Here is an 18907-nt window from a genome sequence, read left to right on the forward strand (position 1 = left end):
GCACCCGCGTCATCCTCGCATCCATCTGGCCGCCGCCACCTGCATCGCGGGGTCGCCGCTCCACGCCGTGACGATCGAACGGGCGGACGGCAGCTCTCGAATGAGACGCGGGTGGCCGAACTGCACGAGCAACGCGGTCGGAGCAACGGCACACGTCCGCTCCACGGCCGAACGCGCGGCGTCGCTGTAGCCGGCGCGGCCCTTCCACGGTTGGGTTTCGCCGAAGAGCGCGATGACCGTGGTGCGCGCGGGATCGTTCGACGGCTCGGGGACGCGTTGGGCGCGGAAGCCGGCGCGCTCGAGCGCGTCGAGGAACGGGGCGCGAGAGGTGGCGGGCGCCGGGCCGCCCAGGTCATCATCGATGACGACCACATCCATCGGCGAGGCGAGGGTCGGGCGCGCGCCGCGCACCATCCGCACGACGCGCTCGGCGAGCTGCTCGCCCCAGGCGATGTCGGTGACGGCGGGCTTGCGATATTCGTTAGGCGGCGACGCCCACTGTGCCCACTTGAGCCGCCGCCTCACGGCGTTGCGCACGTTCTCGGCGCTGAGCTCGTGGGTCTCGAGCGCGCGATGCAACCGAGCGACCAGCGTCGCGACGTCGCTCGGGTAGAGCAGGACGTCGCAGCCGGCGTTGAGCGCGGCGATGGCGGCCTGGCCTTCGTCGCGTCCCGCGAGCGCGCCTTTCATGACCAGCGAATCGCTCACGATCAGGCCGTCGAAGTGGAGCTGTTGGCGGAGGAGCCACTGCAGGATTTCGCGCGAGGTGGTGGCCGGCGTGCCGGTGGGGTCGAGCGCCGGATAGGCGACGTGCGCGGTCATGATCGAGGAGACGCCGGCCTCGATCGCCGCGCGAAACGGCTGCACGTCGGTCTCCATGAGGTCGGCGCGTTGGGCATCGACCACCGGGAGCTCGAGGTGCGAGTCGCCGTGGGTGCGGCCGTGTCCGGGAAAGTGTTTGGCGCAGGCGAGCACGCCTTCGCCCTGGCAGGCCTTGATCCAGACCGCGGCGAGGGCGCCGACGCGGTGCGCATCGCCGCCGAAGGTGCGGGTGCCCAACACGGGGTTGTCGGCCACGAGATCGACGTCGCAGACGGGCGCGAAGTCCCAGTTGACGCCTAACGTGCGGGCTTCGCGCGCGGTGAGGCGGGCGGCGCGGCGGACGAGGTCCGGGTCGTTGAGGGAGGCGATGGCGGCGAGCGGCGGGAGGCCGGTGGCGCCGGCGAACTGCTGGCCGGCGCCGCGCTCCATGTCGGCGGCGATGAGCAGCGGCACCGTCGACCGGAGGCGCATCTCCTTGGTGAGCTGCCGCACCGCGTCCTGCTCGCCGCCGAAGAGGATGAAGCCGCCCACACCTAACGCAAGCGCCTGGTCGATGGCCGGCCGCGCGGCGTCCCACCCGTGCTCCGTGTCCCACCGGATGGCGGGCACCAGCAGGTTGGCGACGCTCATGCCGGGGTGAGCGTGCCTAACACGCGCGGGCCGCGCGCGCCGGTGACGGACACGACGTTGCCGGGGCGCCGCACGAGGTGCAGCCAACCGAGCAGCGCGAAGGCGACGGCTTCCTTGGCGTCGCCCGGGAAGAACACGTCATCGAAGCGGCGGACGGCGAGCGGCGCGACTTCGGCGGCGATCGCGTCGACGAGCGCGGGGTTGCGCGCGCCGCCGCCGGACAGCACCAGGTCGGCGACCGGCTCGCGCACGAAGCGCCGGAGCGCGAGCCCGATGCTGCGCGCGGTGAGCGAGACCGCGGTCGCCACGGTGTCGGCGGTGGATGCGCCCGCGGCGCGCGCGCGATCGATGACACGCGCGATGTAGGCGCGGCTGAACAGCTCGCGGCCGGTGGCCTTGGGCGGCGGCAGCTCGAAGAACGGTTCGCCTAACAACTCATCGACGAGCGCGGCCAGCGGCCGGCCCGCGCGCGCGAGCGCGCCGTCCACGTCGTACGGCAGGCCGGGCTCGAGGGCGCGCGCCACGCCGTCGATCACGGCGCAGCCCGGTCCGGTGTCGAAGCCGCGCAGCGTGCCCTGCGCGCCGAGGGGCGGCACGATGGAGATGTTGCCGATGCCGCCGAGATTCTGGAGGGCGCGCCAGGCGTCCGGCGCCGAGAACAGTATGCGGTCGGCGATCGAGACCAGGGGCGCGCCCTGGCCGCCGGCGGCGACGTCGCGCACGCGGAAGTCGCTCACCACATCGATGCCCGTCCGTTCGGCGATGACGGCGGCTTCGCCTAACTGCCAGGTGGCGTGCGGCGGCTGGTGCCAGATGGTATGGCCGTGCGACGCGATGGCGCGCACGCGCGCCGGGTCCAGGTGCGCGGCGTCGATGGCCGCGCGCGCGGCGTCGCCTAACCAGGCGCCGAGGTCGAACGCCAGGCGGCAATACTCGGCGGGCGTGCCCCGTTCCACCGCCGCCAGCAGCCGCTCGCGTTGGGCGCCGTCGTAGCCGCGCGTCACGTGCGCCAGGAGCTCGGCGGCCACGGCGTCGTTGGCGCCGGGCACGAAGCGCACGGCGGCGGCGGTGATGCCGTCCGCGGAGGTGCCCGACATGAGGCCGACGAGGATCGACGCGTCGCGGGCGTCGACGAGCGTACCGCGCGCGATCACTCGACCGGCGCCGGCGGCGACCCGCGCACGAGCCGTCTGATCACACCGCCGGCTTCGCCTAACTCCCGCTCCGCCTCCTCTTTCGTTAGGCCGAGGCGTTGCATCACGATGGCGGTCTTGACGCTGCCTCCGGCGGCGGCGATGAGCGCGCGCGCCTCCTCGCGCGGCACCCCCGTCACCTCGATCAGGATGCGCTCTCCGCGGTCGACCAGCTTCTGACTCATCGCGCGCAGGTCCACCATGAGATTGCCGTAGGTCTTCCCGATCCGGATCATCGCGCCCGTGGTGATCGTGTTGAGCACGAGCTTGGTTGCCGTGCCGGCCTTGAGGCGGGTCGAGCCGGTCACGACTTCCGGCCCGGTGATCGGCAGAATCGCGACGTCCGCGCGCGTCACGACATCGGCGGGCGGCGGCGAGCACGATACGATCACCGTGCACGCGTCTCGTTCCTTAGCGCGTTCCAATGCGCCGCGCACGTACGGCGTCGTGCCGGACGCGGCGATCCCGATGACCACATCGTGCCGCCCAACGCCGCGCGCGTCCATGGCCGCTGCACCATCGGCTGCGACATCTTCGGCGCCTTCCTGCGAGCGCACGAGCGCGTCGAGGCCGCCGGCGATGATGCCCTGCACCATCTCGGGGTCCGTGCCAAAGGTGGGCGGACATTCGCTCGCGTCGAGCACCCCCAACCGTCCGGACGTGCCCGCGCCGACGTAGAACAGGCGTCCCCCTGCTCTGAACGCCTGCTCGACGAGGGAAATCGCGCGCGCGATGGCCTCCCGCTGGCTCGCAACGGCTTCGGGAACGGTTCTGTCTTCCGCCTGGATGAGGTCCACGATCTCGAGCGGCGACGCGAGGTCGATCGATGCTGTGCGCGGATTGCGGCGCTCGGTGAGACGCGGATCGAGGTCTGGCATTGACGACACGAGGAGGAAGGAGCGGCGCACGGCCGTCACGGCCGCTAACTTATCCATCGCCGCGAGGCACTGGCAAGCCATTTCGAACACGAGGTCAGCATGCGTCGCTCCGCGAATCGTAGATCATTGGTCGTCGTCGTGCTGGGCGCGTTCGCCGCGTCGTGCACGCACACGAATCCGGCGCCGGCGAATGCGCCCGCGCCCGCACCGACCGCTGCGCCGCCGGCGGCGCCGCGGCCAACGCGCGCGGCATCATTCCCGAGCGGATGGCGATTCGAAGCCGGCGGCCGGGCGACGGAAGCGCAGCACGCGATGATCGCGAGCAACAGTCGTCTGGCGAGTGAAGCCGGCGTCGAGATTCTCCAGAAGGGCGGCAACGCCGTCGATGCCGCGGTGGCGACGGGCTTTGCGCTCGAGGTGACGTTCCCGGCGGCGGGGAACATCGGCGGCGGCGGGTTCATGGTGATTCACATGGCCGACGGTCGCTCGGCGGCGCTCGACTACCGGGAAGTGGCGCCGTTGGCGGCGACGCGGACGATGTACGTGGATGCGAACGGGCACGTGACCGACCAGAGCACCGTTGGTCCGTTAGCCATCGGCGTACCGGGATCGGTGGCCGGGATGGCGGAGGCGCTGCGCCGCTACGGCACGATGTCGTTGCACGACGTGATGCAGCCGGCGATTCGATTGGCCTCCGAAGGATTCACGGTGGACAGCGCGCTCGCGCGCTCGCTGGTGGCGGGCAAGGCGCTCATTTTGGGCCAGGGCGGCGCGGCGCCGTTCTATCCTAACGCAGAGCCGCTGGCGGCAGGCGCGCATCTCGTGCAGCCCGCGCTCGCGCGCACGCTGCGTCTGATCGCCGAGCACGGGCCGGACGCGTTCTACAAGGGCGAGATCGCGGACACGATCGCCGCCCAGATGGCGCGCGTGCACGGCCTCATCACGAAGGAAGACCTGGCGCGCTACGTGCCCGAGTGGCGGGATCCGGTCATCGGTTCGTATCGCGGCGATACGATCATCGCCATGCCGCCGTCGTCGAGCGGCGGTGTGAGCACGATGGAATCGCTCAACATCCTCGAGACGTGGCCGACCTTGCCGCCGTCGGGCAGCGCCATGTACGTGCACGATGTGGCCGAGGCGTTCCGCCGCGCGTTCATCGACCGCAACACGCTGTTAGGCGACCCGGCGTTCGTGCACGCGCCCATCGACAAATTGACGAGCAAGGCGTACGCGCGCGAAATGCGCGACTCCATTTTCCCCGACCGTGCCACACCGTCGCCGACCTTCACCGCCGCGCGCGGCGAAGGGATGCACACCACGCATTACTCGGTGGTCGATTCGCGGGGCGATGCGGTGTCCACGACGACGACGCTCAATTCGCTCTATGGCTCGGGTGTGTACGTGGCCGGCGCCGGCATGTTCCTGAACAACGAGATGGATGACTTCACGTCGCAGCCCGGCACGCCTAACCAGTTCGGCCTCGTCCAGGGCGAGGCGAACGCGATCGCGCCGGGCAAGCGCATGCTGAGCGCGATGTCGCCGACGATCGTGTTGGACAGGAACGGCCACGTGCTGCTCGTGGTCGGCGCCGCCGGCGGCCCAACGATCATTACGGCGACGACCCAGATCATCCTGAACGTGATCGACGGACAGATGTCGCTGTCGGACGCGATGAAGGCGCCGCGCATGCACGAACAGGCGTGGCCGGACGGCATCGAATACGAGCGTGGCGGCCTGACGCAGGCCGTGCTCGACTCGCTCACCGCGATGGGCTACCGGCTGCGCGCCGTGGGCGGGCTGGCGAATGCGAACGCGGTGATGCGTGTGGGCGACGCGTGGCAGGGGATGTCGGAGCCGCGGTCGACCGGAGCAGCGGTCGGCTACTGAGAGAAGCGCGTCACAGCACTGGACCGCGTACGAGTTAGGCCAGCACGAGTGGCTGGTCTCTACGCTCATGAAGACGCGGACACAGCACGGGCACATCGGACACGGCACGGCCGCTGCGATCGAGTGGCGCGCGCGACGTCAGATATGCCCGTACTGTTTTCAATCAGTGCGTTGCCGCGACCTGCGCCGGATCCGTCAGGTGAATCGTGATCTTGCCGCCCTGCGGGACGCAGCCCTCGTACGCAGCCGTACCCATCGCGACAGCCGTACCGGCGGCCGCACCGGTCGCGGCACCGATCACCGTGCCCTTGGTGTTGTGACCGATCACCTGGCCGATGATGGCGCCGATCACCGCTCCGCCGGCAACCTTCGCGGCGTCGCTGCCCACCGACGCGTTCCGCTGTTTCTGTACGTCGACGTGGTCGATCTGCGCGCTCAACGGATACGTCGTGCTGCCCACCGTCACATTGAGCACGCTGAACGTCATCTGAATCGACTTCGTCGCGTTGCCGCTGCGCTGCAGGTCGGCAACCTGCATCGCCACCTTCGAGCCGGCCGGAATGGTCGCGCCGTTGGAACCGACGACGGCGTCGGTCACCGTGCCGCTGAACTTGTCGCCCGTCTTGTTGGTGTTCGTGCACACCTTGTCATCCGACGTCAAGTTGATCGACGTGCCGGACGGGATCGTGCCTAACGCGACCTCGCTGCCGGCCGGCGTCACCGCGACGCTGTTGCCGGAGGCCGTGGTGGTGCTCTCCGGAGTTCCGGCCGACGATGCCGCAGGCGCGGACGACGAGGATGGCGCACGATGCCGCGTGCGCGCGCGCTCCGGCGTCTTCGATTGTGCCGGCGCCGGCGTTGCCGCGGGTGTGGTCCGGGGCGCAGCGGTATCCGTGAGCTGTGGCTGTGCGGCGCTGTCCTTGTTCGCCAGCGCCAGATCCCGATTGAGCGTCGAATCCTGCCCGAGCGCTCCCGAGTTGGCCTTGTCCTTGTTGCATGCTCCCGCGCTCAGGGCCACGGCGGCCGCGAGCGTCAATGGAGCGAGAAGTCGAACGGATCGAGTCATGACCTGCCTCCGAAAACCGTCGGCTATGCGACGCTGTGAAGAAGGAAGATTTCGTACGCGGCGCTCGGTCGATGCGACCATTGCTCGTGGCAATCCACATGCCCGAACCGAGCAGTGCCGTCACGCAGCGTAGCGGAAACCTAATACTGACAGTCACGGCGAGCACCAGGAAATACGCGCGTGTTCAGCGTGATCCACGTCACCGTGCTGAAGCGCCCGCTCGCGCCGGCCATTGGCACGGCTTTGCCTGCTATCGTAGACTTAACGATATGGCGCGCACGTTCACCGATGCCACGTCGCTCGAGCGACGACTCGCGAGCCTGCGAGAGCAGAACACACGGCTGGCCCGCACCATCGCGGAGCTGCGCAATCAGGACGCCCTCAAGACGCAGTTCCTCTCCAACATCTCGCACGATCTCCGCACCCCGCTCACCGCCGTCGTCACCCACGCCGAGATGCTGCGCGACGGCATTCTCGGCCCGTTAAGCGAGAAGCAGGCGGAGAGCGTGGCGGGCATCATCACGGGCAGCCGCAAGCTGCTCGAGATGGTGGACGAGATTCTCACCTACGCGCGGGGTGACGCGAACCAACTCACGATCTCGGGTTCCGAGTTCACGGTCGAAGGCGTGATCGAGCAGGTGTGCGCGTGGAGCGAGCCGCTCGTGGCGAAGAAAGGCCACGCGCTGACGGTGGACATCGAACCCGGCCTGCCGCCGCTGCACGCCGACCGCGACAAGGTCGCGCACATCCTCGGCAACCTGCTCGGCAACGCGATCGATTTCACGCCGCCGGGCGGACGGGTGTGGATCGCGGCGCGCTCGGGCCCCGAGACGCAGCAGGGCGCCTCGGTCGAAATCGAGGTGGGCGATACGGGCATCGGCATCGCGCCCGAGCACCACGAGCTCGTGTTCCGCGAATTCGCGCAGGTGGATGCGTCGCCGTCGCGGTCGCACCACGGCACGGGACTCGGGTTGGCGATCGCGCGAAAGTTCGTCGAGCTGCACGACGGGACGATCTGGATCGACAGCAAGTTAGGCGAGGGGAGCCGGTTCCACTTCACGCTTCCCGTCCGCAGCCCGACCTGACCGTGACGCCCCACGTGCTCGTCGTCGAGGACAGCGCGCTGGTGATCGGCGCGCTGCGCGTGCTGCTCGAGGAAACGGGCCACCGGGTGAGCGCGGCGACGTCGGTCGCCGAGGCGGTCGCGTCGGCCCGGGCGGACACACCGGATGTGATTCTGCTCGACATCACCCTCGACCGCGAGGACGGGTTAGGCGTGCTGCATGCACTCGCGATGTCGGGCGAGCTGCCGCGCGTCGCCGTGGCGGTGACCGGCCACGACGAGCCGTCGGTGCGCGAGCGGTGCCTGAACGCCGGGTGCCGGGCAGTGCTGGTGAAGCCGATCAACGCGACCAAGCTGCCCGACATGATCAGGCTCTGGCTGTCGGAGTCGGACGTCGCTGGTTAGGCACGGCGCGCCGGCACGACGCCCTGCGCTTCACGTTGATCAGCACGCGCCACGAAGCGATGGACACGCCGAGCCGTTTCGGCGCTGCACGAGGCGACCGATCTTAAACTCAAATGTGCGAGCGCAGCGCGGGCGGTGTCAGCGCTTGGAGGTAGCTCGCCAGCCACGTGAAGTAGTGCGTCACGAGGAGCAGGCCGATCGCAACGAGGAGGGCGCCGCCGGCGCGGCTCATCCAGACCATGGCGCGCTGGAACCGCTTGAAGGTGGCGAGGAAGCGATCGATGGCCAGTGCGGCGAGCAGGAACGGGATGGCGAGGCCTAACGAATACGCGAACAGGAGCACCAGGCCGCGCTGGAGGTCGGCGACGGTCGAGGTATAGACCAGGATGGAGCCGAGGATCGGGCCGATGCACGGCGTCCATCCGGCGCCGAAGGCGACGCCCACGAGGACGGTGCCGAGGTAGCCGACCGGTTTGTCGGCGAAATGGATGCGGCGCTCGCGGTCGAGGGTGCGCGAGTCGAAGACGCCGAGCAGGTAGAGCCCGAACGCGATGATGAGGATGCCGCCGGCGCGCGCGACCCAGTCGCGCGCGGCGAGCAGCACCCGCCCCAGCGCGCTGGCCGTGGCGCCTAACGCAAGAAAGATGAGCGTGAAGCCGAGGATGAAGAGCAGCGCGTGGACGAGGGCGGTGCGGCGCGACCGCTGGACCTCGTCGACGCTCATCCCGGTGATGAACGTGACGTAGCTCGGGATGAGGGGCAGGACGCACGGCGACAGGAAGCTCAGCAGGCCGGCGATGAACGCGAGGCCCACGCCGAGCGTCGCCGTCTGTTCCACGTCAGGCCGCGCGGCGCCCGCGCGGCGATCCGCCTAACCGGCGGCCGCCCACGGACGGTCGGAAACGGCGATGCGAAAGGCGTCGCCGCTCAGACGCTCGGGCTCGTCGTCGCCGCCCGCGCGTTCGTGGACGCCGCGCACCACGACGCCGACGGTGGGCGGCGGCGCATCGGCCTCCTCGATGAGGCCGACGTCCCAGGTGCCGCGCTCGGGACCCTTGAGCACCAGCCGGTAATGCGCACGGTACACCGTTAGGCGGTGGCGCTCGGCGTGCCCGGGCTCGACGTGCTCGGGTCCGGCCGGCTCGGGCTCGGCGGTGTCGGGCGGCGGCGCATCGGCGAGCGGCGCCGCCGGGGCGATCCGCGCCGCGATCACCGCCACCGCGCTCTCGATGCCGCCTTGTCTCAGCGGCGGAAAGAGGTGCAGCTCTTCCACCCGCTCGGGACTCAGGCGCTCGGCGATGGCGCGGAGAAATCGCTCGCGCGTGTCGACGGTGGTCATCGCGCCGCGACTTCCGCCGGACGCGCGCGCTGCATGCCGCGCGCATCCAGCTCGCGCTCCACGTACAGCCGGAGGATGTGCATGAAGTCCTGTGCGTTCGTCACGACGCCGAACGCCTGGTGCGTGCCGCGATCCTTGAGCTTGCTCACCACGAACTCCGACGAGTCGACGCAGATGGTGGGCAGCTCGCGCAGCGAGCCATCGGGCTCGGTGACGAACGCCGGCAGCATGTTGCCGGTGGCGATGGCGTGCAGCGCGGTGGCGATGAGGATGGCCATCGTCGCCTTGATGGTGTGCACCTTCATCGCGTCCTGGCAGTCGATCGAATCGGCGATCACGCTGGGCAACGGGCCGTCGTCGCGGATGGAACCGCACAGCACGAAGGGCACGCCGCTGGTCACGCACGCGTGCATGATGCCGTCGGTGATGATCCCCTGCCGAACGGCCGCTTCGATCGATCCGGCCGCGCGCACACGGTTGATGGCGCGCATGTGGAGGCCGTGCCCGCCGGTCGTCGCGCGACCGCTGCCGGTCATTCCTAACGTGGTGCCGAAGATCGATGCTTCGATGTCGTGCACCGCGACGGCGTTGCCGGCCAGGAGGGCGCCGACGAAGCCGTGCTGGATGAACCAGGTCATGTCGGTGCGCGCCCGCGAGTGCACGAGCGCCGGACCGGTGACCCAGACCGGGTAGCCGCCGCGCTCCCGCTCTTCGACTAACAGACGCGCCATGAGCGCGTAGTCGATCGGCTTCTCCCGCGACACTTCGCTGGTCATGAACTTGAACTCGCCGCCCTCGGCGGCATCGCCCTGGAAAGCCTCGGTGTACACGAAGATCCCTTCGGAGCCGTCCTCCGCCATCCCGACCGCGACGAGCTCGCCCTTGGCGATGCGGCGCATCTCCTTCACCCAGAGCGTGCCGCCGGCGTCGAGCACTAGCGCGCCATCCATGCGCGGCTCGCGCGGCATGCGCCACTCGCGGCCGATGTGGACGTAAGTGGGAAGGTTGGTGGTCGAGAAAAACCCTTCGGGCAGGACGCCATCCGCGGGAGCCGCCACGAAGCGGGCCTCGGGCAAGTCGGCGAAGCGCGCGGCGCTGAAATCGGGATGTTTGAACTCGGGCACGCAGAAAGATACTAGGACGAGGACATTTCCGGCATATGGACGAGGCCGCCGCTCACCCGCGGCCGGCGCGCGAGAACCGGGATCAGAGGACGGATACCGGGTCCCTGTCGACCGCGACCCGCAACTGCGCCGCGTGCGGCGCCTCGAACCGACGGACGAAATACCGCACCACCGACGTGAGCGCCGCGGGCTGGTCGCTCTTGAGCAGCACGTGCCAGCGCCACCGGCGCTTGATCCGGTCGATCGCGCACGGGGCCGGCCCGATCAGCGTGACCTGATCTCTGGCGCGCGCATCGATCAACCGCGTGAGCCACTTTGCCGCGTCCAACGCCAGCGAGGCCGTGGCAGTCTCCTCGAGTCCGCTGCACACGATGTTCACGAGCCGCACGTTTGGCGGATACGGCGGCTTGACGCGCGTGGGCAGCTCGGTGCGCACGAACGCGTGGTAGTCGTGCGTCACGGCGCAGCGCACGGCGTGGTGCGCCGGGACCCGCGTTTGAATGACGACGTCGCCGCCTTTGGGGCCCCGGCCGGCACGTCCCGCCACCTGGCTCAGCAGCTGGAAGCTGCGCTCCGATGCACGAAAGTCCGGCATGTTGATGCCGACGTCGGCATCGATGACGCCCACGAGCGTGACGTTCGGAAAGTCGAGTCCTTTGGCGATCATCTGGGTGCCGAGCAGGATCTCGATCTCGCCGCGGCCGACGCGGTCGAGGATGTCGGCGTGCGCCCATTTGCCGCTGGTGGTGTCGACGTCCATGCGGGCGACGCGCGCGTACGGGTAGCGCTCGAGCAACAGCCGCTCGACCTGCTGCGTGCCTAACCCTCGCTGGCGCACCGTTGGGCCGCCGCAATTACGGCACACGCGCGGCGCGTCTTCTTCGTGCAGGCAATAGTGGCACACGAGCCGCTCGGGGCTCTTGTGGTACGTGAGGCTGATGCTGCAATTCGGGCAGCCGTGCACGTCGCCGCACGCGTCGCACTGGAGGAACGACGCGTAGCCGCGCCGGTTGAGCAACAGGATGCTCTGCTCGCCGCGCTGCAATCGTTCGCCGATGGCCGCCTCGAGCGGCTCGCTGAACACGCGGCGAAACGCGGCATGCGCCGCGGCCGCGCCAGTCGCGGCATCGCCGCCGGCAATGGTCCGTGCGTCGCGGGGGCGTCTCAGGTCGACCACTTCGACCGCGGGCAGGCGCCCGGCGCCGACGCGTTCGGGGAGCGAGAGCAGCCGGTACTTTCCCGACGCGGCGTTCTGCCAGCTCTCGAGGCTCGGCGTCGCGCTGCCTAACACGGCGATGGCGCCGGCCAGCCGCGCGCGCACCACGGCCACTTCGCGGGCATGGTAGCGCGGCGTTTCCCCATTCTTGTAGCTGCCTTCGTGCTCCTCGTCCACGATGATGGCGCCGAGGTCGTCGAGCGGCGCGAACACGGCCGAGCGCGCGCCGACGGCGATGCGCTTCTCGCCGCGTTTGAGCGCCAGCCACGCGTCGTAGCGCTCGCCGTCGCCTAACGCAGAGTGCAGGACGGCCACGCGGTCGCCGAACACGGCGCGAAAGCGATCGACGGTTTGCGGCGTGAGCGCGATCTCGGGCACGAGCACGATGGCCGATTTGCCGCGGCGATCGACGACCTCGCGGAGGAGCTCGATGTACACGAGCGTTTTGCCGCTGCCGGTGACGCCGTGGAGCAGCACGGTCTCGCCCGGCTGGGCGGCGACGATGGCGTCGATGGCGGTGCGCTGCGCCTCGCTGGGTGCGTGCCGCGTCGGCGCGGGCACGCGGCGCGCCGCGAACGGATCCCGCGCCACGACGGTCGACTCGATGGATGCGAGCTCGCGCGACACGAGCGCCTTGACCACGGCGGCCGAGAAGCCGAGCTGCCCGGTGATGTGCGCCACGGCGGCGTGGCCGCCCAGGCTTTCGAGCACCTCGAAGAGCTCGCGCTGTCGTTTGGCGCGTGCGAACATCTCGTGTCGCTCCTGGAGCGTCGGCAGGTCGCGCCGCAGCACGAGGATCCGCTCGGTCCGCTGTGCGGGGCGCGGCGCGGCGGCGCCGGTGAGCAGCGCCGGCAGCGCGGCCCGCACCACGACGCCTAACGGAACGATGTAGTAGCCGGCGATCCACCGGCACAGCGCGAGCAGCGACGGCGAGAGCGCCGGCTCCGCATCGGGCACGTCGAGCACCTCGCGCAGCGACTTGACGCCGGCGCCATCGGTGGGGCCGAGACAGATGCCGACGGCGCGCGAGCCGCGCACGGGCACGACGACGCGCGACCCCGGCGCCGGTGTGTCGACGCTGGTCCCAGGAAGCGCGTATGTGAACGTCTGGAACAGCGGCAGCGGCAGCGCGACCTCGATGAGGCGCGTGGCGGGCGTCATGGAGCGGACACGGCGGACCGGCTACCGCGCCGCCCGCGTCACGCCTAACCCGGGCCCGTCGGGCAATTTGATGACCCCGGCGTCGATCGTCGCGCCAACATAGGGATCGTCGGACAGGAGCGCGGCGCCATCCAGATCGGCGTAGTCGAGCAGCGGCGCCAGGTGCGCGGCGGCGGTGATCGCAAGGCTCGACTCGATCATGCAGCCCATCATCACGAGCATGCCGTGCGCGCGTGCCGTCGCGGCCATCTTCATGGCCTCGCGCACTCCGCCGCACTTCGCGAGCTTGATGTTGATCCCGTCCACGACGCCGGCCAACCGCGCGACGTCGGCGGCAACGAGGCACGACTCGTCGGCGATGATCGGGAGCGGCGACCGCTCGCGCACGAACCGGAGTCCGTCCAGATCGTGCGGCGGCAACGGTTGTTCGACGAACTCCACCCGGTGGGCGACCAGGCACTCCATCATGTGCAACGTGTGCTTGGGCGTCCACGCGGCATTGGCATCCACGCGTACGGTCGCGTGAGGCGCTTCCTCGCGGATGATCCGCAGGATCTCCTCGTCGTGGTCCGAGCCGAGCTTGATCTTGAGGATCGGATACGAGGCGGCCTCGCGCACCTTGCGGCGCATTTCGTCGGCGCCGGCGATGGCGATCGTGAAGCTCGAGAGCGGCGCCCGCGCCGGATTGAGGCCCAGCAGCCGGTACACCGGGATGCCTAACCGCTTGCCCGCCAGATCGTGCAGCGCCGCACTCACCGCCGACTTGGCAGCGGCGTTCCAGCGCACCACGCGATTGAGCTCGGCCTCGATGTCCTCCAGCGCCCAGGCGTCCGCGTGCTCGAGCACCGGCGCGAACATCGCCAGCGCCGCCGGGATCGTGTCGGCGGTCTCGCCGTAGAATTTGCTCGGCGCCGCCTCGCCCCAGCCCTGGGCGCCGTCGGCGTCGGTGAGGCGCACGGTGACCACGCGCACTTCGTGCTCGGTGCCGCGCGAGATCGTGAACGCGTGCTTCGTGTGCACGCGCAGGACGTCGTGGTCGAGTTTCATCGGGATGTCGGAGTGATGCCGAGTCGCCGCGCGAGCCATGCGGTGCGCAGACCGTCCGGGCCGGGCGCTTGTGCGAGATAGCCGATCAGCGCATCGGCCACTTCGTTGCCGCGCTGAAACCGCTCGGCGGGATTCTTGGCGAGACACTTCATCGTGATCGTGGCCAGCGCCGGCGGCGTACGCGAGTCGACCACTTCGGGCGATGCCGCCGTCTCGTGCACGTGCTTGTAGCCGATGGAATACGAGTCGGCGCCGTCGAACGGCGGGAAGCCGACCATCATCTCGTAGAGCAGCACGCCCACCGAGTAGATGTCGCTCCGGCCGTCCACCAGCTTGCCCATGGCCTGCTCGGGCGACATGTAGTGCGGCGTCCCCATCGCGCGGCCGGTCATCGTGAGGCGGTTGTGAAAACGCGCCGTCGCGATGCCGAAATCGGTGATGAGCGCGTTGTCATCCTCGTCGAACAGGATGTTGTCGGGCTTCACGTCGCGGTGCACCACGCCGTGGCGGTGCGCATAGTCGAGCCCGACGGCGACCTGTGATCCGATCACCGCCGTCTGGTGCGGCCCAACGGTGCTGCCCTTCACGATGCGATCGGCGAGCGAGCCGCCGGCCATGTACGGCATCACGAGGTACACCGTCGACTCGAGCTGGCCGTAGTCGAGGATCTGGCAGATGTAGGGATGGAGCAGTTGGGCAGCCGCCTCCGCTTCGCGCCGGAACCGCTCGCGCATCTCCTCGTCGCGCGCCAGGTGTGCGAGCAGCACTTTGATCACCACCGGTCTGCCTAACTGAACGTGCTTGGCCGCGTACACGCTCGCCATGCCGCCCGTGGCCAGACGGCGGTAGATGCGATAGCGCCCGCCGGTGATCCGGCGCAGCAGGTCGAGCTCTTCGTCGGGCGGTTCGTTGGGCGCGTCCGGCACTTCCGGCAGCTCGGACGTACACCGGCTGCAGGTCACGGCCGTGCCGCGATTCCAGGTCCCGCACTCAGGACAGAACATGACTCATGGCTCGAAATCCAGACGCACGAAGTCGTACGGCGGCCACGGGCCCGTCTGCCGGAGGATGAGACCCGCGTGGCGGTGCGCCAGCGACCGCACGGTAGTCTCGAACTCTGCCCAGCGTTCGCGGTCGAGGAGAAATGCGGCGCTGAACAAGGCCGGCTCGGGATCGTGCACCGGCGGCAGCGTCATGGCCGCTGACGAGACACGCCTGAGCGTCCTGAAGCAGTCTGTTACCACGGACGGTGTGGCGGGTGTGGACGGCTCGGCTTCCGTGGTTGGGCGACGCGCGATATGGACGCGCGCCTCCGAACGACCGGCGACGAACTGTAAGCCTTCAGACAGCGCGAGATAGTTCTGTTCCATCCAACGTCGCAGTTGCTCCGCATTACGAAACACGGTGCCGCAGGGCGCCGGCAGCACGCCGCCGCGCTCGAACGCCGACTCGACGACGCGTTGATGGAGATCGATGTCCGCTTCGTCCAGATCGCGGCGAGAATCGGGGACTTGCTTGACGAGCGCCGCCAGATCGCGCGTGCGAACGAGGCTTGCTTCCCCCGGATGCCCGCCATCGCTGTCGCGCGCAACCGACATGACGCCGAACAATCGCACGCCGCTTGCGGCTACGTGGCGAGCCACGGCGTCACGCTCCGACCGGGTGTGCCGACTGAGTCAACGCCATAACATTTGAAGTTATGCGCAACGTGAATGCGGTGGGAGTGCACGTCGCAGCGGGTACCGCTTCAGCCTGGGCGCCCGACGCGCACAACGGACAAAGCACCGAGAAAAAATCAAAGCCGTTGTGTTGCTCGGGTCGTGTCTGCTGTGTTCGTGCCGTGTCCGCGTCTTCATGAGCGTAGATACAAGACATGAGGGAACGGCATCCCCGCCGCGCACCTCAGCGCATCCGCGCCAACTCGGCGAGCATCGTGACGCACGCCTCGCCCACGCGGTCGGGCGCATAGCCGCCTTCGAGCGCGCCGACGACTCGCCCGCCACACCACTGTGCGGCGCGATCGGTGAGGTAGCGGGTGAGCGTCGTGATGTCCTCGAGCTCCAGTGTGAAGCCGCCGAGTGGGTCGCCGCGCAGCGAGTCGAAGCCGGCTGAGACGAGCACCAGATCCGGGGTGAATCCGTCGGTGGCGCGATCGATGGCCTGCTCGAGGGCGTCGACGTACTGCTGTGCCGGGAGTCCAGCCGGCAGCGGGACGTTCCACACGTTGCCGTTGCCATGATCGTCGGCGGCGCCGCTGCCGGGATACCAGGGCCACTGGTGCATGGACACGAAATGGATGCCCTGATCGCTCTCGACGAGCGCTTGCGTGCCGTTGCCATGGTGCACGTCCCAGTCGACAATGAGCACGCGGTCGAGCCCGCGCGTGCGACGCGCATAGTGCGCCGCGACTGCGACGTTGCCGAAGAGGCAGAATCCCATCGCGCGATCGCGGAGCGCGTGGTGGCCGGGCGGGCGCACCGCGCAGAAGCTGCGGACGGCGCGTCCATCGAGGGCCATGTCGACACCATCGAGGACGCAGCCCGCGGCCGCGGTGGCTGCCGCCCAGGACCCTTCGCTTGCCACCGTATCGGCATCGAGCGCTCCGCCGCCGGCGCTCGCGATCTCTTCGACTTCGCGGATGTAGATGGGGTCGTGCGCGAGTGCGAGCTCCTGCGCGGTGGCGTGGCGGCCTTCGACGTGCTCGATGGTTCCGAAGAGGTCGGGCCGTTCGCGGAGCGCGCGGGTGACGGCGCGGAGGCGGCCGACGTGTTCGGGGTGGCCCCAGCCGGTGTCGTGGCGGCCGCAGTCGGCGTGCGAAATGAAGGCGACGCTCACGGCCCGCTGGCGCCGGGCGGCGTCGTTAGGCATGAGGCCCGGCGGGTCACCGGACGGGTCGGCGGCGGCGGCGGGTGATGAGGAAGATCGACGCGTCGCGCGCGCCGACGTCGGACACGCTGCGCTGTTCGTCCAGCACTTCACGCCCGTTGATCTTGACGACGAACTCGCGGACGTCGGCGCGCGGGTCGAGCACGGCCAGGGCGGCGACCTTCACGGCGAGCACGCGTTCGTTGGGCGGGGCGACGATGCGGACGACGTCCCACTGCTCGGGCAGCTCGACGCGCAGCGTGAATGCCGCACCGTTAGGCGTGCCCAACCGGATCGTCTCGCGGCGGGCGCGCAGCGTCGTGGCAAAGGGCGGCGGCGCCGTCATCCGGTGATCTCCTCGACCATCGGATGCGGGTCGAGCGACGCGAAGAAGCGGGAGATCTGCGCGTCGAAGAGATACGTCGACCCGCGCACCCGCGTGCCGCCCTCGATCGGCATGACGCCGATCACGAGCTCTTCCCCGCCTTGCCCGCGGAAGGTGACGTACCCCGCGCCTTCCTTCTCGATGAACGCGGCGTACAACGGATTGCGTGACGGGAAATACCGCTTGGCCTCGGCGAGCACCACGTCGGGGGCAAGGGCGGTCGTGACGTCCTGAATCATGTGGCCGGATCCTGGGTGGTCGCTGGACGGCTGTCTCGACTACAAAATGAATCTATTGTGCCGCGTCGGCCATCGGCAGGGACGCGGCTATTCAGGGGAGGCGGCAGCGCGCGCAAGAATCGCCGGCAATTGCGCGGCGAACGCCGATCGCGCGAGCACGACGCCCGCGCCGGCCTCGCGGCCGGCCTTGATCGCGTCGATATTGGTGTGGCCGGCGTAGGCAAGAATGGGCAGCGATTCGCCATGCGGTGTGGCGCGCAGCCGGCGGATGGCGGCCGACGCATCGATCGTGTCGGTTTCGAGGTCCACGATCGCCATCGATGGCGTCTCCTTGCCCAAGTGCCGCTCGAGCTGATCCATCGATTTTGCGACGCGCAGCGGGACGGACGCGTGGCGCGCGGCATCGTCGATGCGCGAGCGAAACAACAGATCGGAAATGACTAACAGAACCGGGCGCATGGGTCGACGGGCTACCGGCCGGTGTTGTGCTTGATCTCGCCGAGCAGGTCCGCCAGGTGGCTCTGCCAGATGGCCGCCAGGGTGTGCGTGCCGTGGCCGCGCGTCTTGTCGCTGGTCGGGATGAGCACGTACTGTCCGTGCGGTACCTTGGGCATGTCTCGTTCCATGACGCCTAACTTGGGCGGATTCACCTGGTCGTCCTCGGAGTTGACGGCAATGAGCGGCGCCTTGATGTCGCCCAGCTCGGGCTCCGGGTTATAATCGCGCGACGCCTCGAACGCGTAGATGTAGTCGTTGGCGTCTTCGTGCGCCATCACGCGCTCCATCCACGAGTCGATGTACGCGTCGGCCGATGCGGTGGTCGGGTAGTCCTTCTGTAGTTGGCGCGGCGAGCTCGTCATCATGAACAGCAGCTGCAGCGCCGCGCGCAGGCCGCGCGGCTGCGTCGTGTAATCGCCGCCGTGGTAGCCGGGATCGTCAGTGATGTCCTCGACCATCATGTGCCGCATCATCCGGTTGCGGCCCGACATCGCGGTCGGCAGACTCGCCAGCGGCATGAGCCCGTCCATGAAATCCGGATACATCTCGCCCCACATCCAGGTGTGCATACCGCCCATGGACGTGCCCATGACGATGAGCAGATGGTTCACCTTGAGTCCCTTGGTGAGCATCTCGTATTGGGCGCGGATCATGTCGGCATAGTCGTATTTCGGAAAGTGCGCGTGCATCCCATCGCTCGGCTTGCTCGATTTGCCGTGGCCGATGCCGTCGGGGAGCACGATGTAGTACTTCGTGGTGTCGAGCAGCTGGCCCGGGCCGTAGAGCACGCCGGCGAACACGGGCGAGAGAAACTGGCGGCCGCTGCCCGTCGTGCCGTGCATGATGAGGACGGCGTTGGTGGTGAGGCCCTTCGCGTCGGTGCGGGGCTTGCCTAACGTCATCCAGTGCTGGCGGAGTTGCGGAAGCGTCTCGCCGTCGCTGAAATGGAAGTTCTCGATGGTGTAGTCGCCCTCCTGCTGCGCGCCCGCAGTGAGCGGCGCAACGGACGCCGCGATCGCGGCGGCGGCAAGCACGGCAATCCAACGCATGACACGACACTCCGGCCAAGAGAAACGCGGATCAAACGGA

19 protein-coding genes are annotated in these 18907 nt (G+C 69.1%); 3 read left to right on the top strand and 16 right to left on the bottom strand.

Annotated elements, in window-relative coordinates; genetic code table 11:
* Positions 1-9 precede the first annotated feature (9 nt).
* The 3 genes from VFW04_00735 to murQ are packed head-to-tail and all read right to left on the bottom strand — an operon-like array spanning position 10 to position 3523.
* Entirely contained in the window at positions 10-1452 is a 1443-nt protein-coding gene (locus VFW04_00735) for a glycoside hydrolase family 3 protein (GenBank protein HEX5177827.1), read from the bottom strand.
* The gene (locus VFW04_00740; protein ID HEX5177828.1) at positions 1449-2606 is read right to left on the bottom strand and encodes an anhydro-N-acetylmuramic acid kinase; all 1158 of its coding nucleotides are present in this window, start codon (positions 2604-2606) and stop codon (positions 1449-1451) included. Before VFW04_00740 ends, VFW04_00735 begins: the two co-directional genes overlap by 4 nt.
* A complete protein-coding gene (gene murQ, locus VFW04_00745) occupies positions 2603-3523 on the bottom strand; it encodes an N-acetylmuramic acid 6-phosphate etherase (GenBank protein ID HEX5177829.1) in 921 nt (306 codons plus the stop codon). Before murQ ends, VFW04_00740 begins: the two co-directional genes overlap by 4 nt.
* A 99-nt stretch (positions 3524-3622) precedes the next feature.
* Here murQ and ggt point away from each other — a divergent pair, with 99 nt between their 5' ends.
* Complete coding sequence (ggt, locus tag VFW04_00750) at positions 3623-5410, top strand: gamma-glutamyltransferase (GenBank protein ID HEX5177830.1); 1788 nt, start codon at positions 3623-3625, stop codon at positions 5408-5410.
* A 163-nt stretch (positions 5411-5573) separates the two neighbouring features.
* On the opposite strand, the gene VFW04_00755 is transcribed toward ggt, so the two are convergent.
* A complete protein-coding gene (locus VFW04_00755; protein HEX5177831.1) occupies positions 5574-6476 on the bottom strand; it encodes a glycine zipper 2TM domain-containing protein in 903 nt (300 codons plus the stop codon).
* A gap of 269 nt (positions 6477-6745) precedes the next feature.
* On the opposite strand from VFW04_00755, the gene VFW04_00760 reads away from it, so the two are divergent.
* Positions 6746-7561 carry a HAMP domain-containing sensor histidine kinase gene (locus tag VFW04_00760; protein HEX5177832.1) on the top strand — a complete coding sequence of 272 codons (816 nt, stop codon included), beginning with the start codon at positions 6746-6748 and terminating at the stop codon, positions 7559-7561.
* A gap of 2 nt (positions 7562-7563) precedes the next feature.
* A complete protein-coding gene (locus VFW04_00765; protein ID HEX5177833.1) occupies positions 7564-7944 on the top strand; it encodes a response regulator in 381 nt (126 codons plus the stop codon).
* A gap of 109 nt (positions 7945-8053) precedes the next feature.
* Here VFW04_00765 and VFW04_00770 read toward each other — a convergent pair whose 3' ends face one another.
* The 12 genes from VFW04_00770 to VFW04_00825 form a co-directional block, all read right to left on the bottom strand.
* Positions 8054-8782 carry a cytochrome c biogenesis protein CcdA gene (locus VFW04_00770; GenBank protein ID HEX5177834.1) on the bottom strand — a complete coding sequence of 243 codons (729 nt, stop codon included), beginning with the start codon at positions 8780-8782 and terminating at the stop codon, positions 8054-8056.
* Positions 8783-8815: 33 nt separating this feature from the next.
* Positions 8816-9283, bottom strand: a complete 468-nt coding sequence (locus tag VFW04_00775; GenBank protein HEX5177835.1) for a hypothetical protein — start codon at positions 9281-9283, stop codon at positions 8816-8818.
* On the bottom strand, positions 9280-10407 hold the full coding sequence (locus tag VFW04_00780) for a hypothetical protein (GenBank protein ID HEX5177836.1): 1128 nt from the start codon (positions 10405-10407) through the stop codon (positions 9280-9282). Before VFW04_00780 ends, VFW04_00775 begins: the two co-directional genes overlap by 4 nt.
* An 82-nt stretch (positions 10408-10489) precedes the next feature.
* Positions 10490-12784, bottom strand: a complete 2295-nt coding sequence (gene priA, locus VFW04_00785) for a primosomal protein N' (protein ID HEX5177837.1) — start codon at positions 12782-12784, stop codon at positions 10490-10492.
* Positions 12785-12805: 21 nt separating this feature from the next.
* Entirely contained in the window at positions 12806-13831 is a 1026-nt protein-coding gene (locus VFW04_00790) for a dipeptide epimerase (protein HEX5177838.1), read from the bottom strand.
* Complete coding sequence (locus tag VFW04_00795; protein ID HEX5177839.1) at positions 13828-14793, bottom strand: serine/threonine-protein kinase; 966 nt, start codon at positions 14791-14793, stop codon at positions 13828-13830. The genes VFW04_00790 and VFW04_00795 overlap by 4 nt, the downstream gene beginning before the upstream one ends.
* A 45-nt stretch (positions 14794-14838) precedes the next feature.
* Positions 14839-15474: a GvpL/GvpF family gas vesicle protein gene (locus VFW04_00800; protein HEX5177840.1), complete on the bottom strand. Its 636-nt coding sequence runs from the start codon at positions 15472-15474 to the stop codon at positions 14839-14841.
* Positions 15475-15733: 259 nt separating this feature from the next.
* Entirely contained in the window at positions 15734-16699 is a 966-nt protein-coding gene (locus tag VFW04_00805; GenBank protein ID HEX5177841.1) for a histone deacetylase, read from the bottom strand.
* Positions 16700-16712: 13 nt separating this feature from the next.
* On the bottom strand, positions 16713-17042 hold the full coding sequence (locus VFW04_00810; GenBank protein HEX5177842.1) for a hypothetical protein: 330 nt from the start codon (positions 17040-17042) through the stop codon (positions 16713-16715).
* Entirely contained in the window at positions 17039-17320 is a 282-nt protein-coding gene (locus tag VFW04_00815; GenBank protein ID HEX5177843.1) for a hypothetical protein, read from the bottom strand. The genes VFW04_00810 and VFW04_00815 overlap by 4 nt, the downstream gene beginning before the upstream one ends.
* A gap of 87 nt (positions 17321-17407) precedes the next feature.
* The gene (locus VFW04_00820; protein HEX5177844.1) at positions 17408-17779 is read right to left on the bottom strand and encodes a hypothetical protein; all 372 of its coding nucleotides are present in this window, start codon (positions 17777-17779) and stop codon (positions 17408-17410) included.
* 11 nt (positions 17780-17790) lie between these two features.
* Positions 17791-18867, bottom strand: coding sequence for an alpha/beta fold hydrolase (locus VFW04_00825; protein HEX5177845.1), 1077 nt, complete (start codon positions 18865-18867; stop codon positions 17791-17793).
* Positions 18868-18907: the final 40 nt, after the last annotated feature.

The sequence above is a fragment of the Gemmatimonadaceae bacterium genome, from assembly GCA_036273715.1.
In the GTDB taxonomy this organism is placed as follows: Bacteria; Gemmatimonadota; Gemmatimonadetes; order Gemmatimonadales; family Gemmatimonadaceae; genus JADGGM01.

What these genes read in the sequence shown, in the direction of transcription:
- VFW04_00825 (HEX5177845.1), bottom strand. Translation starts at nt 18,867, where the DNA reads ATGCGTTGGATTGCCGTGCTTGCCGCCGCCGCGATCGCGGCGTCCGTT.
- VFW04_00755 (HEX5177831.1), bottom strand. Translation starts at nt 6,476, where the DNA reads ATGACTCGATCCGTTCGACTTCTCGCTCCATTGACGCTCGCGGCCGCC.
- VFW04_00775 (HEX5177835.1), bottom strand. Translation starts at nt 9,283, where the DNA reads ATGACCACCGTCGACACGCGCGAGCGATTTCTCCGCGCCATCGCCGAG.
- VFW04_00820 (HEX5177844.1), bottom strand. Translation starts at nt 17,779, where the DNA reads ATGCGCCCGGTTCTGTTAGTCATTTCCGATCTGTTGTTTCGCTCGCGC.
- VFW04_00805 (HEX5177841.1), bottom strand. Translation starts at nt 16,699, where the DNA reads ATGCCTAACGACGCCGCCCGGCGCCAGCGGGCCGTGAGCGTCGCCTTC.
- VFW04_00760 (HEX5177832.1), top strand. Translation starts at nt 6,746, where the DNA reads ATGGCGCGCACGTTCACCGATGCCACGTCGCTCGAGCGACGACTCGCG.
- priA (HEX5177837.1), bottom strand. Translation starts at nt 12,784, where the DNA reads ATGACGCCCGCCACGCGCCTCATCGAGGTCGCGCTGCCGCTGCCGCTG.
- VFW04_00735 (HEX5177827.1), bottom strand. Translation starts at nt 1,452, where the DNA reads ATGAGCGTCGCCAACCTGCTGGTGCCCGCCATCCGGTGGGACACGGAG.
- VFW04_00810 (HEX5177842.1), bottom strand. Translation starts at nt 17,042, where the DNA reads ATGACGGCGCCGCCGCCCTTTGCCACGACGCTGCGCGCCCGCCGCGAG.
- murQ (HEX5177829.1), bottom strand. Translation starts at nt 3,523, where the DNA reads ATGCCAGACCTCGATCCGCGTCTCACCGAGCGCCGCAATCCGCGCACA.
- VFW04_00790 (HEX5177838.1), bottom strand. Translation starts at nt 13,831, where the DNA reads ATGAAACTCGACCACGACGTCCTGCGCGTGCACACGAAGCACGCGTTC.
- VFW04_00815 (HEX5177843.1), bottom strand. Translation starts at nt 17,320, where the DNA reads ATGATTCAGGACGTCACGACCGCCCTTGCCCCCGACGTGGTGCTCGCC.
- ggt (HEX5177830.1), top strand. Translation starts at nt 3,623, where the DNA reads ATGCGTCGCTCCGCGAATCGTAGATCATTGGTCGTCGTCGTGCTGGGC.